Source organism: Pleionea sp. WD8-19, assembly GCF_055326765.1.
This window is the reverse complement of record NZ_JBUZOU010000011.1, coordinates 45,131-61,987: the sequence shown is the minus strand read 5'-3', so window position 1 is coordinate 61,987 and position 16,857 is coordinate 45,131. Positions and strand designations below refer to the sequence as shown.

The following is a 16,857-nucleotide window of genomic DNA, read 5'->3' as shown; positions in this document are numbered from 1 at the left end:
CAGATGCGACAAATTGTACTGGATACTGAAACGACCGGGCTGGATCCATCTCAGGGTCATAAAGTCATTGAAATTGGCTGTGTTGAACTGGTGGACCGTAAGTTAACGGGAAGGCATTACCACCAATACATTCATCCCGATCGTGTGGTAGAACAGGAAGCGATCGACGTTCACGGAATCACCAATGAATTTCTTGCTGATAAGCCACGGTTTGTCGAAATTGCCGATGAGTTTATGGCCTTTGTTGAAGGTGCCGAATTGGTTATTCATAACGCACCTTTCGATATTGGGTTTTTAAATTGGGAACTGCAATGTTTGGATGATGGTCGTGGCAAAATGGAAGATTATTGCAGTGTTCTCGATACGTTAGTATTGGCGCGACAAATGTTTCCCGGTCAAAAAAATAACCTGGATGCCCTTTGTCGCCGTTATGGAATCGATAACTCCCATCGTACTTTACACGGCGCATTGCTCGACTCGGAAATTCTGGCAGATGTATACTTATTGATGACAGGAGGGCAAACCTCTTTAACGTTGTCTTCCCACCAGGATTTTTTGAACCAGAGTAAAGAAGGTGCCGGAATTCGCAGAGTTCGAAAGTCATCACCGTTAAAAGTGATTGTTGCGGATGAAGGTGAGCAGGAAGCACACAAGATGAAAATGGAAACCATACGAAAGGCGGCAGGTGGACACGTGGTTTGGGATCAATTCGAGTAAATTTACTTTACATTAATTTCGATAAGAAAATTTTGTATCTGGCTTTAATAGTCAATCGGTTTTCGCCTTTTTAAAGCGTTTCTTACGTTTAATGATTGAGTTAAAACTAAAAAAGCGGCCATTGCCGCTTTTTTAGTTTGTACAGCGATTATCTAATTCATCAATGCCCAGAACTCTTTACCTTATTTAAAGAGCACTTACCGTCTTTCCACTCACCTTGCATATTGTCACATAACGCTTGCAAATCGTGATGGTTAATCAATTTCTTCTCATACATGCTGGCGGTGGAAGGTTCCAGCGTGTTGTACACCATAATCAAGCCGACAATACTCATGGTAATGGTGTAAGGAAATGCCATAACGACCATACGACCGTAGGACAATCGTATGAGCGGTGCTAATGCGGAAGTCAGTAAGAATAAGAATGCCGCTTGGCCATTAGGCGTAGCAACACTTGGGATATTGGTTCCGGTATTGATGGCAACGGCTAACATATCAAATGTATCACGATCGATAGTGCCATCTAGGGCGGCTTTGGCTACTTCGTTAATGTAAACCGTGGCAACGAAAACATTATCGCTGACCATCGATAAAATACCATTGGCTAAATAGAACATGGCAATTTGGTCAGTGCCTTCCATTTGCAGAACGGCATTAATGATCGGAGAAAAAAGCTGGTTGTCTGCAATTACTGCAACAATCGCAAAAAAGACCGTGAGCAGTGCGGTAAAGGGTAAGGCTTCTTCAAAGGCTTTACCAATACTATGTTCATCAATTACGCCTGTAAATGCGGTTGCTAATACAATAACGGAAAGCCCAATGAGTCCAACCTCGGCTACGTGAAACATCAATGCAATCACTAACCAAACAGCGGTCAATCCTTGTAAAGCCAGAGAAACTTTGTCTCGAAGATTTCGTTTTTCATCTTCAACTTGGGCGAACTCTTCCATAATACTGCGCACGTTTTCTGGAATTTGTTCTCCGTAACCAAATTTCTTAATTTTTTCCAACAAAAAGCAAGTAATCAGCCCTGTGATTAAAACCGGAATAGTGATAGGAGCCATTCGTAAGAAAAACTCACCAAATCCCCAACTTGCACGTTCAGCAATGAGTAAGTTTTGAGGCTCTCCCACTAAAGTACAAACGCCTCCGAGTGCCGTACCCACGGCAGCATGCATTAATAAACTCCGTAAAAATGAGCGAAATCTATCAAGGTCGTCGCGGTGAAGTTCATGCACGGCTTCATCGTCACTGTGATCATGATCGTGATGAAACTTCTTACCCGATGCAACTTTATGGTAAATCCCATAAAAGCCAACCCCAACCGAAATGACGACGGCTGTGACCGTTAAAGCATCTAAAAATGCTGATAATACGGCTGAAACCGCACTAAACATGAGCGACAAAACCGGTTTAGAACGGATACCTAATAATATCTTCGTGAAAGTAAATAGCAGCAAGTCTTTCATGAAGTAGATCCCTGCAACCATAAAAACCAATAATAAAATTACAGGTAAATTCGATTGTATTTCATGGTAAACCGTATCTGGACTCGTTAAACCAATGAAAATCGCCTCCAGCGCCAACAAACCTCCCGGTTGAAGGGGGTAGCATTTTAAAGCCATTGCTAGCGTAAAGATAAACTCTAAAATCAGAGCCCAACCAGCGATGGTTGCACCGGCTTCTCCAGCACCAAAGTAAATGATAGGGTTAAGAATAAGAAATCCGACAATTGAAACTTTGTACCAGTCGGGTGCGTTCCCAAGAAAGTTATCCAGAAAAGCTACTCGTATTGATTGAGACATTAATAGATCCTATTACCGAGTTCGATTATTTTTCGTTTATTTTCATGCAAATAGCCATGCTCTACGCGATTTTAGTCGGTTTTACCACTTTTGCCCAGTGATATAGGGCGTGAGTGAATAATTGTTTGGCTAATTGGTTTTTCTTTGAGCAGCGAATGCAAAAGAAAGGCTCTGTTTTTTTAAGGTGACGATGATGCATTGCGCCATTCAACTAATTCACTTTGGCGGTGAGTCGAGACTTTCAAAATGATGGTATAAGGTATATCCTTAACATTCCAGGTTGGAACTCAGACCAGTTGTCTATCGTAGAATATTGCAATGACCGATAATCAAAACAAAGTTACTTATCATATGACCACGCCTATCAAGGCGAAAAGTCCTGCGGCCTTTGCCGAGCAGTATATTGTGGAATCTATTTGGCGCGGAAAATTTGCCGCGGGCAGTATTCTACCAGCAGAACGTGAATTATCCGATTTGATCGGCGTGACACGAACCACATTGCGAGAAGTGTTGCAACGTTTAGCACGGGATGGCTGGTTAACGATTCAACACGGTAAACCTACGCAGGTGAATAATATTTGGGAAACCGCAGGTCTCAATATTTTGGATACTATTGTTCGCTTGGATGATGAAGGATCATTAACCATAGCGGATAAGCTGTTAAACGCGCGTACTAATATGAGCGCGATTTATTTAAGGTTAGCGGCGAAAAGTAGCCCCGATCAACTGATCGAATTATTGAAAGAGCTGGATCATGTAGAAGATACAGCGAAAGGGTTTATTGATTATGACTGGCGGTTCCACCACCAAGCTACAGTAGCCGCAGGAAATCCAGTTTACACTTTAATGCTGAATGGATTTAAGAGTATTTATTATCGGATTGGAGAGTATTATTTTTCCAGCGACAAAGCCAGAATGTTGGCTCGCGATTTTTATTCGGAGTTATCCGATATTGTTAAGCAAGGTGATCTTGAAGCCCTTATAGAAAGGTTGTGGAAGTACGGTCATGAGTCTGGTGATGTTTGGTTGGAGATGCGAAACAAACTGAACACATTGGGTGACTTAGAAGACGATAATTAACACGTTAGATAAACGACAGGTAACCTACAGAGTTTTCTTTTCGTTACGTTGTCGCGGCAGCCTTTTCCTGTTCTTTCAAGATTTCTTTTGGGATGGCATCGAGTAGAAAAGGCTGATCGTTTTCATCAAGACTTTCCAATTTTACACTGAACCCCCAAAGTTGATGTAAATGCTTGAGCACTTCTGTTCGGCTCTCCGCTAAGGGGACACGGTTATGAGGGGTGTGACGAAGGGTAATGGCTCGATCGCCTCGTACATCTACATCGTACACCTGAATATTGGGCTCATTCATGCTTAGATTGTATTGATTGCTCAATACTTCACGAATTTCTTTATAGCCAGATTCGTTGTGAATGGCTTCAATGGATAACGTGTTTTCTCGATCATCATCAAGAATTGCAAACAGTTTAAACTCACGAATCAAGTGCGGTGATAAAAATTGTGCGATAAAACTTTCATCTTTAAAGTTTTTCATGGCAAACATCATGGTTTCTAACCAATCTGAACCCGCAATATCCGGAAACCACTTTTTGTCTTCTTCTGTCGGATTGACACAAATACGCTTTATATCTTGCATCATTGCATATCCCAATGCGTAGGGGTTTATGCCTGAGAAATAAGGGCTGTCAAAGTCCGGCTGATAGACCACATTGGTATGACTTTGTAAAAACTCAATCATAAACCCATCGGTTACTAATCCTTGATCATAAATGTCATTTAAAAGAGTGTAATGCCAGAAACAGGCCCAACCTTCGTTCATAACCTGGGTTTGACGTTGTGGGTAGAAGTATTGCCCAATTTTTCGAATGATGCGCACAATTTCACGCTGCCATGGCTCAAGAAGTGGGGCGTGTTTTTCTATGAAATAAAGAATGTTCTCTTGCGGATCTTTGGGAAATCGTTGTCTCATTTTTTCAATATCGTCTACTGCCTTTTTGGGAATTGTCCGCCAAAGTTCATTAACTTGAGATTGTAAAAATTCTTCTCGTTCTTTTTGGCGTCTCTTTTCTTCACGCATTGAAATTGGGTAAGGTCGTTTGTATCGATCAACGCCATAATTCATTAACGCGTGGCACGCATCCAACAGTGATTCGACTTCGTCAATTCCGTAGCGCTGTTCGCATTGTGAAATGTAGTTTTTGGCAAACAATAAATAATCAATGATGGCTTCTGCATCGGTCCAGGTTTTAAACAGATAATTGTTTTTAAAAAAAGAGTTATGGCCAAAGCAGGCATGCGCCATGACCAAAGCTTGCATCATCATGGTGTTTTCTTCCATTAGGTAGGCGATGCAAGGATTGGAGTTAATTACAATTTCGTACGCAAGACCCATACGGCCACGACGATATTGTTGCTCATTGGTTATAAAGTGTTTGCCAAAGGACCAATGGTTGTAACCAATTGGCATCCCAACGCTGGCATAAGCATCGAGCATTTGTTCCGCAGTGATAACCTCGATTTGATTCGGATAGGTTTCCAAACCAAACTTTTCCGCAGTTTGCTCAATAACATCATAATATTCTTCAATCAGTTCGAACGACCACTCTGATGAAGTCGATATTGGTTTTTTACGCTTCTTCATGCCGCTTGTTTCCTGAAGAATTCTCGGAATACTGGATATATATCACTTTGTTGTTGGATATGTTGAATGGCAAAATTATCAAACTGCTTTAGCAAGTGTTCGTATTGATGCCACAGACTTTGATGCTCGCGCTGCGTAATTTCAACATAAGCGTAATAACGTACAACGGGTAAAATATTTTGTGCCAAAACTTTCCCACATAATGGTGAGTCATCATTCCAGTTATCACCATCGGAAGCTTGCGCAGCGTAAATATTCCATTCGTTTGGTGGGTAACGTTTTTTCACAATTTCATCCATCAGTTTTAACGCACTCGATACAATGGTGCCACCCGTTTCTTGTGAGTAGAAAAACTCTTGTTCGTCAACTTCTTTGGCTTGCGTATGGTGGCGAATGTAAACCACCTCAACGTCTTTGTAACTGCGTGTTAAAAAAAGGTACAACAAAATATAAAACCGCTTGGCCATATCTTTGGTGGCTTGGTCCATGGAACCTGATACATCCATTAAGCAAAACATGACTGCTTGAGAAGTCGGATCGGGACGTTGTACGTAATTGTTAAATCGTAAGTCAAAGGTATCAATAAATGGAATTTTTTTAATGCGCTCCTCTAGAGCTTTGATTTTTTTCCGGAGTGTTTCTGCTTCTTCCTCAGAGTAAGGCGGATTTTCTAATAGCTCGGAAAGCTGATTCTCCAGTTCTTTTTTTTCCCTTTTCGGCTCCGAGGTTAAAGCAATACGTCTAGCCATTGCTGACTTAAGTGAACGAATGACACTGATATTAGTGGGTACTCCATCGGTTGTATACCCGGCTCGAACGGAGCGTGTTTTGGTCATTTTCTTTAATTGATTCTTTTTCAGATTTGGTAGTTCAAGATCGTCAAATAAAAGATCGAGATACTCATCTTTTGAAATTTCAAAAATAAAATCGTCGGAGCCTTCACCGGAATCACTCGCCCGTCGACCACCTTGGCCTGCACCTCCGGAAGGCGGTCGCTTAATTTTATCGCCAGTAACAAAATCCTTGTTACCCGGGTATATGCGCTCCTTTTCGCCCCCATCACCATGACGGAATGTGGGTTCTTTAATGTCTTTGGACGGAATCGATATATTCTCACCTTTTTCCATATCGGTAACACTTCTTTTACCGATTTGGTCGGTGATGGCTTTTTTTATCTGCTTTTTATAGCGTCGCAAAAACCTCTGTCGATTTACCGTACTCTTATTTTTCGCATTCGGTCGCCGATCGATCAGTTGCGCCATTTTTTACTCCGAGTGTTAATAACTATTGGTTTATGACGATTTTCTGACACGGAGGTACCATTCGCACAAAAGTCTTACCTGCTTTTCGGTATAACCTTTTTCGACCATACGCGACACAAAGTTTTCATGTTTCTTTTTATCTTCTTCCGAGGCCTTAGCACTAAAGGAAATCACAGGAAGCAATTCTTCGGTATTTGAAAACATTTTCTTCTCTATGACTGTGCGTAACTTTTCGTAGCTGGTCCAATTCGGGTTGTTTCCTTGATTATTTGCTCTGGCCCTAAGAACAAAGTTAACCACTTCGTTACGAAAATCTTTAGGGTTGGAAATGCCGGCGGGCTTTTCGATTTTTTCCAGTTCTTCATTGAGTGAGGCACGGTCGAAGTTTTCACCCGTTTCCGGATCTCGATACTCTTGATCTTGTATCCAGAAGTCGGCATAAGTCACGTAACGATCAAAAATGTTTTGACCGTACTCGGAGTAGGACTCTAAATACGCGGTTTGGATCTCTTTGCCAATAAACTCAATGTAATTGGGAACCAAAAATCCTTTAATGTGTTCCAAGTATTTTTCGTAGGCTTCTTGAGGAAACTGCTCACGCGCAATTTGTTGTTCGATGACATAAAGTAAGTGGACTGGATTAGCTGCTACTTCGGTTTGATCGAAGTTAAATACACGAGATAAAATTTTAAACGCAAAGCGAGTGGAAAGTCCGTTCATGCCTTCGTCAACGCCAGCATAATCGCGATACTCTTGATAAGATTTGGCTTTAGGGTCGGTATCTTTTAGACTTTCTCCATCGTATACCCGCATTTTAGAATAGATGCTAGAGTTTTCAGGCTCTTTTAATCGGGATAAAACACTGAATTGCGCCATCATTTTTAAGGTGTTTGGCGCACATGGTGCTTCAGATAAAGAACTGTTAACTAACAGCTTCTCGTAAATGCGTATTTCTTCTGAAACACGCAAGCAATAAGGAACTTTAACGATAAATACTCGATCAAGAAAAGCTTCGTTATTTTTATTATTTTTAAAACTTTGCCACTCCGATTCGTTGGAATGCGCAAGAATTGTTCCTTCAAAAGGGAGTGCTGATAATCCTTCGGTACTGTTATAGTTACCTTCCTGAGTCGCAGTAAGTAAAGGGTGTAATACTTTAATGGGGGCTTTGAACATTTCTACAAATTCCATTATGCCCTGATTTGCGCGGCATAATGAACCAGAATAACTGTAAGCATCGGGGTCGTTCTGAGCAAAGCTTTCAAGCTTTCGTATATCGACTTTACCAACCAGTGATGAAATGTCCTGATTGTTTTCATCACCTGGTTCGGTTTTAGCAACTGCGATTTGGTCCAGTATCGACGGTTGCAATTTTACGACTTTAAACTTGGTAATATCACCTCCGTATTCATGCAGTCGTTTCACTGCCCAAGGTGACATGATTTTATTTAAATAACGTTTTGCGATTCCATAATCTTTTTGCAGAATGGCGCTGTCTTCGTCGGGGTCAAACAAACCTAAAGGTGACTCAAAAACGGGAGAGTCTTTCAAACAATAAATGGGATTCACTTCCATCAGTTTTTTTAGCTTTTCAGCTAAAGAAGATTTACCACCACCGACCGGACCCAATAGATAAAGTATCTGCTTTTTCTCTTCCAATCCTTGCGCGGCATGTTTGAAATAAGAAACAATTTGCTCGATGGAGTCTTCCATGCCGTAAAACTCCTCGAACGCGGGATAACGAGCAATCACTTTATTAGAAAAAATCCGAGAAAGGCGTGGTTTACGCGATGTGTCGATCAGCTCTGGCTCGCCAATCGCTCTTAACATGCGTTCTGCCGAAGTAGCGTAAGCCAGCGTATCTTTTTTACACAGGTTGAGGTATTCCTGCAGCGAAAATTCTTCCTGTTGGTGGTCTTCGTAACGTTGTTGATATTTATCAAATATGCTCATTTCGCACCTCTTTGATGTTTATTCAACCTGTCGGATGGGTTGACTCTAATACTCGCCCTAAAGTGTTCCTCCTAGCTCAACTGATACGGTTGGCTGTTCGGAATTATTCTCATTAGTTGTAACGTCAGCCAGTTCTATTCCAGTTATCTTTAATCTTAGTTAATAAATGGTTTTTTGGTATTGAAATCTAATGATTATTTTTCAATATCAGGGGATGAATAATTTTTGAACGGTTTCAAAAATTAATCGCCAGTTGTTGGTGCGCTGCAAAAAATATGAAATTAAATCTCAGAATATAAAGTCTTTTATTTTCAAGTGGTTGGTACCAATTGCCAATAAACTGGTCTGCCCACTTGCGTTGCTTTTCAACTGTGGTTAGCATTGGTAGCGGATAAAATTAGAAATCAATTCGAATAATACCAATAAATGTGTCTTGGGTTATTTTTTCACCATCTGTTTCGGCTAATGAATAGCGTTTTTAGGTGGTTGAACTTCGACCTGGCACGACTAGCCTAACTGGGAGAGTTAAATGAAAAAATTCACGCTAGGAATGTTAACCCTGGGGAGTTTGATTCTAGCTGGGTGTAGCAGCGATAAAACAACAGAGCCAACTGCACCGAATAGAGCATGGGCGGTTTTTAAACCTTCAGAAGCCGATATTCCAGTTCCTAATGATTTACTTTTTAGTGGTACTGAAGATTTAACTCTTAATATTCCAGTTGCCGATCCGAATGACTACAGCGATCCTTTAAACGCAGTGTCTGCGTTAGATGGCTGGTCAACCGTAGCGCCGGTCGCATTTGATTTTGCGCACACTGATGACACCATTACTTTAGATGCAGGGAGTGTTTCGGCTGGCTCAACGGTTCGAGTGTTCGAAGTCTTAGCGGATACCGATTACAATAACCCTCTAAATGGTGTGGCGCCTACTTTTGCGCCCTATGGTTTAGTTGGTGAAGTTCCAGCCACTGAGTTTACTGCAGTCGCGCAAGGAATGACCGTTGCAATTATTCCCTTAAAACCATTAAAGCCTCGTTCAACTTACGTGGTTGTAGCGACCAGTGACATTACTGCAGGTGGTGTTAATGTCACTGCTGATACGCAATACGGCATTGTGCGATCTGACACGCCGGTTTCAGGAAGTTTAGCTGGGCTGGCACCGGTTCAAACGTTAGTCAATATTTATGAAGATTTGGCATCCGCTGCAGGTGTTGATAAAGACTCCATTGTTCTCTCTTTTGCGTTTACCACTCAATCAGTTGGAAATGTTGTCGGTTCTGCCAAAAGCTTTTACATCGACCTTCCGTTTTCAATGGGCAGTTATCCTGCGACAACATTCAGTACGCTTATGACGGATACCACGCCTATCACTGGAATTGGTGCTGCTGACTTATACGAAGGCACAATTGATCTGAACTATTACCTTTCCGCACCTTCCATGGCAAACCCTTTGGCACCCATCAACGAGTTCTGGAAAGCGGCTGAAATGGTCCCGGTAAACGGTAGTATGGTTCCGAACCCTGGTGCCGGTGGACATTTAACTTATGTTAACTCTTTACCTCAGGTGACGGGAGTTGAAACGGTGCCATTGCTCGTATCGATGCCAAAAGTTTCATTGGGGTGTACCAAGCCCGCTGAAGGCTATCCGGTGATGCTGTTCCAGCATGGTATAACGTCTAACCGAACGGCTATGTTAGGCATTGCCGATACGATGGCTGCACCTCCATTGTGTACGGCGGTTGTTTCTATGGATATGCCGCTTCATGGTATCGATGAAAATAATGCGTTACACCTTGCATTACAACAAGCTTCAGGCGGGTTAATTGGTGTTTTTGAAGGTTATGATGGCTCCACTTTACACGAAAGAACGTTTGGCGTTGATTATTTGAATAATGAAACCGGGGCAGCAGGACCCGATGGTATACCGGATTCATCGGGTGCTCATACTATTAACCTTCAAAGCTTGTTAACCTCACGCGATAATTTACGTCAAGCGGTTATGGATTTATTGACGCTTGAAAAAGCGGTACCTGCCATGGACGTTGACGGAGGCGGCCCTGACTTTGATGCGAGCCGGATTTCGTTTATGGGGCACTCGTTAGGGGGTATTGTTGGTTCAACTTTTGTTGCAAACGCTGACTTGGTATCCGTTAATGTGTTAGCGAACCCAGGTGGTGCAATTGCGGAATTGCTTGATGCTTCCGATACGTTTGGTCCACGAATAAGAGCTGGAATTGCGGCTGCGGCTGGCTTGGAAGTAAGCGACCCAGAGTTTGCTGGCGTATACGCACAGTTTAAGTTTGCAGCGCAAACGGTCATTGACAGTGGCGACCCTATCAATACAACCGATATCGCCATTGCGAACAATATTCCAACCTTTATGCTTCGTGTTGAAGGCGATGCGGTAGTTCCTAATAATTCTGCGACCGCTCCTTTGGCAGGAACGGATCCGTTAGCAGCGTACCTTGGATTAAGTACTGTTTCAGGCTCTATTCCTGGAGATGGAATGACAGGGTTGCGGTTGATTTCGCGGTTTAACCAAGGCACGCACAGTACGGTTCTTTCACCTGATGTACCGGCTGCGACTGCGGAAATGCAAACACAAATCGCAACCTTCATAGGAAGTAGTGGCACAGCAATCACTGTATCCGACGCGACATTACTTGACTAATCTCCCAATAAGTTAGGTACAATGCCCTCGCCAATTGGCGGGGGTTTTTTGTTTTTAAAGTTGAATCATTGGAGATAACACTTGGAATTTTTAAGTGAATACGGGCTATTTTTGGCTAAAGCAATCACAGTCGTTGTTGCGATTGTGGTCATCATTGGTGCCGTTGTCAGCGCCGGCCACAAAAATAAAACGCAGCACGCAGGGCATATCACGGTTACCAATTTGTCAGAAGAGCTGAAAGATCTGGAAGAAGGGATCCGAAAAGAGACGCTGAGTAAAGATGAGTTTAAAGCGTTTCAAAAGAAAGAAAAGGCTGAGCAAAAGCAAAAAAACAAACAACAAAAACAAATGGCGAAAGAAGAGGACTCTGCGAAAGAGTCACACTCCAGTCGTTTGTTTGTGATTGACTTTGAAGGTGATGTTCAAGCCTCTGCGGTTGAAAATTTGCGAGAAGAAATCACCGCCATATTAAGTGTGGCGGATGAAAATGACGAAGTATTAGTTCGTTTGGAAAGCCCCGGTGGAATGGTTCATACCTATGGCTTGGCTGCCTCGCAATTGAAGCGGATAAAAACCAAAGGCATTAAACTGAATATTGCAGTGGATGAGGTGGCGGCCAGCGGTGGTTATATGATGGCTTGTGTTGCCGATAAAATTTTAGCGGCACCATTTGCAATTATCGGGTCGATTGGTGTGTTGGGGCAGATCCCTAATTTCAATCGATTACTGAAGCACAATAAAGTGGATTTTGAACAGCATACTGCAGGCGAGTATAAACGTACCTTAACCATGTTTGGTGAAAACAGCGATAAAGCTCGCGAAAAGTTTAAACAGGAGTTGGAAGAAACGCATCAGCTCTTTAAAACTTTCATTCACGAAAACCGAGCAACTCTCGAGCTGGAAAAAGTGGCTACCGGTGAGCACTGGTACGGCACTCAAGCGTTAGAACTTAATTTGGTGGATGATATCAGTACCAGTGATGACTTTATTGTGAACTGGGCTTCCGAAAAACCCGTTTTTAAAGTGAAATATGAGATTAAAAAGCCTTTATCTGAGCGTTTACCTGTTTCTCTTGCTCATGGCGTTCAAAAGGCTTTGCTGAATTCGTGGCAAAAGTCGGAAAGTGCCAAGCTGTTTAAATAGAGTAAGAAAGCCTTCGTGTCATGGAAAGCGATTGAATGCTCTATAATTTAACAATGAGTGCTAATGGTTAGCATGTGAACGGCGGTTATTGAATATCGAGTCAATGCTTTGGAGCATTATCATTCCATTTAAGAGTCGCGAACAATGAATAAAACAGAAAAACCTTTTGGTAGCTGGTCATCACCTGTAAGTGCCGAGTTGGTTGCGGATAAAGGCACGCGTTATGGCCACATGCAAGTATTTCAAGGAAAGGTTTTTTGGTTGGAGAGTCGGCCTCAGGAAAAAGGTCGGGGCGTTATTGTCTGTTGGGATGGTTCGAACCGAAAAGATATGATCCCTGAGACTTACAGCGTGCGGACCAAAGTACATGAAATGGGCGGCGGTGATTTTCTGGTAAGTCATGCGGGAATCTTTTTTTGTAACGATAAAGATCAAGCCGTTTATTTAAGAGAATGGTCCGGCAATGTTCGAGCAGTAACAGACATAACTGGAATTGCTGGTGAACATCGGTTTGCTGACTTTTCAATAACACCCGATGAACATTTCCTTTTTGCTGTTCGTGAGCGGCATGATCGTCAACCTGTAAAAAATGAGATTGTTGCAATTGACGTTACAACCGGAAAACAACAGGTTGTTGCAGAAGGCTTTGATTTTTACAGTTATCCACAGGTTTCTCCAAAAGGACATCGCCTATGTTGGACTTGTTGGAATCAGCCTGAAATGCCTTGGGATGGAACTGAGCTTTGGGTTGCTGATATTAACCCGGATGGTAGCCTGCAAGCCGCTCACAAAGTTCGAGGTGGTAGTGAGGAGTCTATATATCAGCCTTCATGGAGCCCCGATGGTGTTTTGCATTATGTGGGGGATGCCTCCGGCTGGTGGAACCTTTACTCGTTTCGCGATGGGGTGATTAATGCGCTGACACCGACTAACAATGACTGTGGATTACCTCAATGGGTATTCGGTACTTCAACCTATTGTTTTGGTGCAAATAACAACATTTATTTATGTTACTTCGAAGAAGGACAGCAATACCTTGCGCGTTTAGAAGCGGACAACGGCCATATCGAACCTTTAGCACTACCGTTTCGTGAGTTTCCTGGGCAAGTTCACTTTCATCATGGTTACCTCTATTGTTTGGCCGGTGCGCCGGTCATGCCGATTGGCGTTTATCAAATCGATCTCAAAAATTTGCACTATGACAGGCTTTGTTCAGAAAGTAGGTTGCCGGTATCACATGAGTTTGTCTCTTTAGCGAAACCGGTTTGTTTTACGTCAGCATCCGGCTATCAAGCGCACGGCTATTTTTATGAACCTCTGCATCCTCAGTTCTGCGGTACTCAAGGTGAAAAACCACCATTAATTGTCATGTCTCATGGCGGACCGACAGGGGCTACGGCGACAACTCTGGACTGGGCCATTCAGTATTGGACTACGCGAGGTTTTGCGGTGGTGGATGTGAACTACGGAGGAAGCAGTGGGTTTGGACGAGAATACCGCAATGTGTTACGTGAGCACTGGGGCATAAACGATGTTAACGACTGTGTCTATGCGGCGCGTTTTTTAGTGGAAGATAACTTGGTGGATGAGGCAAGGCTTGTGATTCGTGGTGGTTCAGCAGGCGGCTTTACAACACTGTGCGCGTTAACTTTTTTCGATGACTTTGCTGCCGGTATGAGCCGGTACGGAGTTGCTGACTTGGAAGCTTTAGCTGTGGACACTCATAAATTTGAAGGGCGATACTTGGACACGTTAGTCGGACCTTTTCCGCAGGCGCGCAAAACCTATCAAGAACGCTCACCAATCCATCATACCGATAAACTCTCTTGTCCAATATTATTGTTACAAGGCAGTGATGATAAAATAGTGCCGCCTACACAATCGCAACAACTGGCGAAGGCTTTGGCTGATAAAGATATTCCGCATGCCTATATCGAATTTGAAGGTGAAGGGCATGGTTTTCGGCAAAAAAGCAACATTATTAAAGCCTTTAAATCGGAGTTGGCTTTTTATCGAAAAGTATTTGGTATTGAAAGTGAAGAAGCACTGCCTGACATTTCTTTTCAATAAACCGAACCCTGATATTGGATGACCAAGGTTCGGTGCCATTAAAGAACATCTATAAGATTTTCTGTTAAAAATAATAGCGGAAATCGACGCCAGTCATTCGGGGTTTTCCACGAGCCGTTGCCTCAGAGCCCACTGGGCTAGCAATACCACCACGGAAAGTTAAGTAATTCTCATCGGTTAAATTGGTTCCCCATAGTGAAACGTCCCAGTTGCCGGAGGCATCATAATAACTGATTCGGGCATTTAACAAATCGTACCCAAGAATGCGCTCATCGCGCGGAGTCGTCGGCTCCGAAATACGATCGCCTATGTGTGAATAGTTCGCTGCAAATACTAAGTCACCTGCTCCCAGATTCAAATTGTATTCAAAGTCGAGATTCCAACTTTGTTTAGGGGTAGAGGCTAATGGCTTTCCAACCAGTGATTCCGTTTCACCAGGAAAATCATCGGGATTGTAACGGGTGTATTCGGTATCCAGGTACGCCCAGTTGGCACTCATACGGAAGTTTTCATTCACCTGCCAGAAAAGTTCCAGTTCGGTTCCGCTTCCTTCAGCATCGGCGTTACCCACATTATAAGTTGGGACCGATCCTTGTGGGCCGGTGAGCTTTAATATTTGCAAATCTTCGTAATCGTAAGCGAACAATGCCAAGTTAAATCGTAAGGTGTTATCCATCCAAGAAGATTTAAACCCTGTTTCGTAACTCAGGACTTGTTCTGATTTGAAAGCCGGATCGAGACCCAGCGAGTTAAACCCACCCGACTTAAAGCCTTTGGAGGCAGAAAAATAAGTCATAAAGTCGCTGTTCCATTGGTAATCAATCACTAAACGTGGTGTCCAGTCGGTCCAGCTGTCTTTTTGTCGAACATTATTAAACTGATCGTAAAAAGCAAAGCCAAATGGCACGCCGCCACCAATATAACTGGGTAACAGAATTTCATTTTGCCATTGCGAATGAATGATTAAGGTTTTTTGATCGTGGGTGTAACGCATTCCGGTTGTGAGATCCAGCTTTTCGGTCAATGCCCAGGTAATATCAACAAATAACGCCATGGATTTAAAGTAACCGTCATTGTAGGTTTGTTCATGCCACTCAGAATCGGGACGAGTGAGATTCGCTGCCGTCATATCGGCCGCTAACTGATCAACAGGAATACCGGTTAGTTGTGATAAAACGGCCAAATCGCTGGCAAAGTTTTCGCTTAGGAAACTTTGAATACCGGCACCCACAGGCATAAACCCAAGCTCTCCCGGATTGGCGATACCATCAGCATTCATATCGGGCCACATGTTTGCCGCGAGTAAATTGCTACGGTTATCCCACAAAATAAACGAGTCTAGCGTTTGAATATCCAAAATCACGTTGTGCGTTTGCTCGGCGTGTTCGTTAAAATAATTGGCGCCAAAGGTCCAGCGGTGTCCTCCATCGCTTACACCCGCCAACCGAAGTTCTTGACTGAACTGACTTTGCGTTTCTTCATTCGCGGTAGCAAAGCGATAGCGTGGGTTCGCACTGCCGTCTTCCTCTTCAAAATTTAAAGAGTCAAACTCGCGGTACGCGGTGATGGAAGTGAATACAGCACCTCCTAGATCCTTTTCGATTTCTAGTGAAGTTCCCGCCACATCGCGCGTTTCTTCACCTGGGTCGTCGGCTTGATAAGCACCAAAAGATTCTACCGGGTCGTAAGCATCCAAAAACAAGGCATTGGGGTTCAAAGAAGTAACGAGCGGGGGATCATTATCCAGTTTTGACCACTCGGCTCGCCAGGTCACTTCGGTGCCTTCTTGTGGAATATAAAGGAAAGCCATGCGTGCCGACTGATCGCTTTCTTCACCCAAATCACTGGTACGCAACCCTTCGTTGTAGGGTGCAGGAACAGACGCATTGTTATTTTCAACGTATCCGTCCATTTGGTTTATATTGATGCTACCGCGGAAAAAAAGGTTGTTGCTGATCGCCGAGTTAAGTAAACCTTCAAACTTTCGTTTTCCGTATTCACCCAAGGTTAAGCTGATATTGCCTTCGGTATCTTGAGTTGGCTTTTTTGTGATCACATGGATCGCGCCGGCGGCGGCGTTACGCCCAAACAAGGTTCCTTGTGGCCCTTTTAAAATTTCTACGCGCTCGATGTCATTAAAATTAAGTTGTGCACTACCGCTACGGCCTACGTAGACGCCATCGATATATACCGCTACCGCTGGATCGGAACCAATTCCGAAGTCATTGGTTGCAATACCACGGATCCGATACTTAGGCTGTGTTACGGAAAGATTATTGGTTTCAAGACCAGGTGTATAGTTACCTAAATCATCGATGTTTTCTGCGGCTAACGACTTTAATGTCTCACTGTCGAAAACAGCAATGGCAATAGGAACTTCTTGTAGGTTTTCTTCTCGGTGTTGGGAGGTGACGGTTATGACATTATCTTTTTCTTCGTGCTGCTTTTTATCTTCCGCATACAGTAAAGGGCTGCCTAAAATGGAAGTGACGGTTATGGTCAGCAACGAACGTTGAAAACAGGGAATGGCCAACATAGAGAGTCTCCCAGCATGTTTGGTTGTATTTTTGTTTGA

Annotated in this window: 10 protein-coding genes; 5 read left to right on the top strand and 5 right to left on the bottom strand. The window is 43.2% G+C overall.

The window, feature by feature from the left end:
- Positions 1 to 3: 3 nt before the first annotated feature.
- Entirely contained in the window at positions 4 to 717 is a 714-nt protein-coding gene (gene dnaQ, locus ACTUJY_RS13680; protein ID WP_463616662.1) for a DNA polymerase III subunit epsilon, read from the top strand.
- 160 nt (positions 718 to 877) lie between these two features.
- On the opposite strand, the gene nhaB is transcribed toward dnaQ, so the two are convergent.
- Positions 878 to 2,521 carry a sodium/proton antiporter NhaB gene (nhaB, locus tag ACTUJY_RS13675; RefSeq protein WP_463616661.1) on the bottom strand — a complete coding sequence of 548 codons (1,644 nt, stop codon included), beginning with the start codon at positions 2,519 to 2,521 and terminating at the stop codon, positions 878 to 880.
- Between the two features lie 318 nt (positions 2,522 to 2,839).
- Between nhaB and fadR the strand changes: the two genes are divergently transcribed.
- Positions 2,840 to 3,601, top strand: coding sequence for a fatty acid metabolism transcriptional regulator FadR (gene fadR / locus ACTUJY_RS13670; protein ID WP_463616660.1), 762 nt, complete (start codon positions 2,840 to 2,842; stop codon positions 3,599 to 3,601).
- A 43-nt stretch (positions 3,602 to 3,644) separates the two neighbouring features.
- Here the strand turns inward: fadR and ACTUJY_RS13665 are convergent, their stop codons facing one another.
- Genes ACTUJY_RS13665 through ACTUJY_RS13655 form a run of 3 tightly spaced genes read right to left on the bottom strand, consistent with a single transcriptional unit; the run spans position 3,645 to position 8,398 of the window.
- Positions 3,645 to 5,183 carry a SpoVR family protein gene (locus ACTUJY_RS13665; protein ID WP_463616659.1) on the bottom strand — a complete coding sequence of 513 codons (1,539 nt, stop codon included), beginning with the start codon at positions 5,181 to 5,183 and terminating at the stop codon, positions 3,645 to 3,647.
- Complete coding sequence (locus ACTUJY_RS13660; RefSeq protein ID WP_463616658.1) at positions 5,180 to 6,445, bottom strand: YeaH/YhbH family protein; 1,266 nt, start codon at positions 6,443 to 6,445, stop codon at positions 5,180 to 5,182. The genes ACTUJY_RS13665 and ACTUJY_RS13660 overlap by 4 nt, the downstream gene beginning before the upstream one ends.
- A gap of 30 nt (positions 6,446 to 6,475) precedes the next feature.
- Positions 6,476 to 8,398 carry a PrkA family serine protein kinase gene (locus ACTUJY_RS13655; RefSeq protein WP_463616657.1) on the bottom strand — a complete coding sequence of 641 codons (1,923 nt, stop codon included), beginning with the start codon at positions 8,396 to 8,398 and terminating at the stop codon, positions 6,476 to 6,478.
- Positions 8,399 to 8,927: 529 nt separating this feature from the next.
- On the opposite strand from ACTUJY_RS13655, the gene ACTUJY_RS13650 reads away from it, so the two are divergent.
- From ACTUJY_RS13650 to ACTUJY_RS13640, 3 genes are all read left to right on the top strand, one after another.
- Positions 8,928 to 11,069 (top strand): hypothetical protein, encoded by a 2,142-nt coding sequence (locus ACTUJY_RS13650; RefSeq protein WP_463616656.1) that lies wholly within the window; start codon positions 8,928 to 8,930, stop codon positions 11,067 to 11,069.
- A gap of 81 nt (positions 11,070 to 11,150) precedes the next feature.
- Positions 11,151 to 12,212, top strand: coding sequence for a protease SohB (gene sohB / locus ACTUJY_RS13645; protein WP_463616655.1), 1,062 nt, complete (start codon positions 11,151 to 11,153; stop codon positions 12,210 to 12,212).
- Between the two features lie 144 nt (positions 12,213 to 12,356).
- Positions 12,357 to 14,282 carry a S9 family peptidase gene (locus tag ACTUJY_RS13640; RefSeq protein ID WP_463616654.1) on the top strand — a complete coding sequence of 642 codons (1,926 nt, stop codon included), beginning with the start codon at positions 12,357 to 12,359 and terminating at the stop codon, positions 14,280 to 14,282.
- Positions 14,283 to 14,346: 64 nt separating this feature from the next.
- Here ACTUJY_RS13640 and ACTUJY_RS13635 read toward each other — a convergent pair whose 3' ends face one another.
- On the bottom strand, positions 14,347 to 16,818 hold the full coding sequence (locus ACTUJY_RS13635; RefSeq protein WP_463616653.1) for a TonB-dependent receptor: 2,472 nt from the start codon (positions 16,816 to 16,818) through the stop codon (positions 14,347 to 14,349).
- Positions 16,819 to 16,857 lie beyond the last annotated feature (39 nt).

Bases quoted from the DNA above. Each gene is read 5' to 3' on its own strand.
- dnaQ (WP_463616662.1), top strand. From the start codon at position 4: ATGCGACAAATTGTACTGGATACTGAAACGACCGGGCTGGATCCATCT.
- nhaB (WP_463616661.1), bottom strand. From the start codon at position 2,521: ATGTCTCAATCAATACGAGTAGCTTTTCTGGATAACTTTCTTGGGAAC.
- fadR (WP_463616660.1), top strand. From the start codon at position 2,840: ATGACCGATAATCAAAACAAAGTTACTTATCATATGACCACGCCTATC.
- ACTUJY_RS13665 (WP_463616659.1), bottom strand. From the start codon at position 5,183: ATGAAGAAGCGTAAAAAACCAATATCGACTTCATCAGAGTGGTCGTTC.
- ACTUJY_RS13660 (WP_463616658.1), bottom strand. From the start codon at position 6,445: ATGGCGCAACTGATCGATCGGCGACCGAATGCGAAAAATAAGAGTACG.
- ACTUJY_RS13655 (WP_463616657.1), bottom strand. From the start codon at position 8,398: ATGAGCATATTTGATAAATATCAACAACGTTACGAAGACCACCAACAG.
- ACTUJY_RS13650 (WP_463616656.1), top strand. From the start codon at position 8,928: ATGAAAAAATTCACGCTAGGAATGTTAACCCTGGGGAGTTTGATTCTA.
- ACTUJY_RS13640 (WP_463616654.1), top strand. From the start codon at position 12,357: ATGAATAAAACAGAAAAACCTTTTGGTAGCTGGTCATCACCTGTAAGT.
- ACTUJY_RS13635 (WP_463616653.1), bottom strand. From the start codon at position 16,818: ATGTTGGCCATTCCCTGTTTTCAACGTTCGTTGCTGACCATAACCGTC.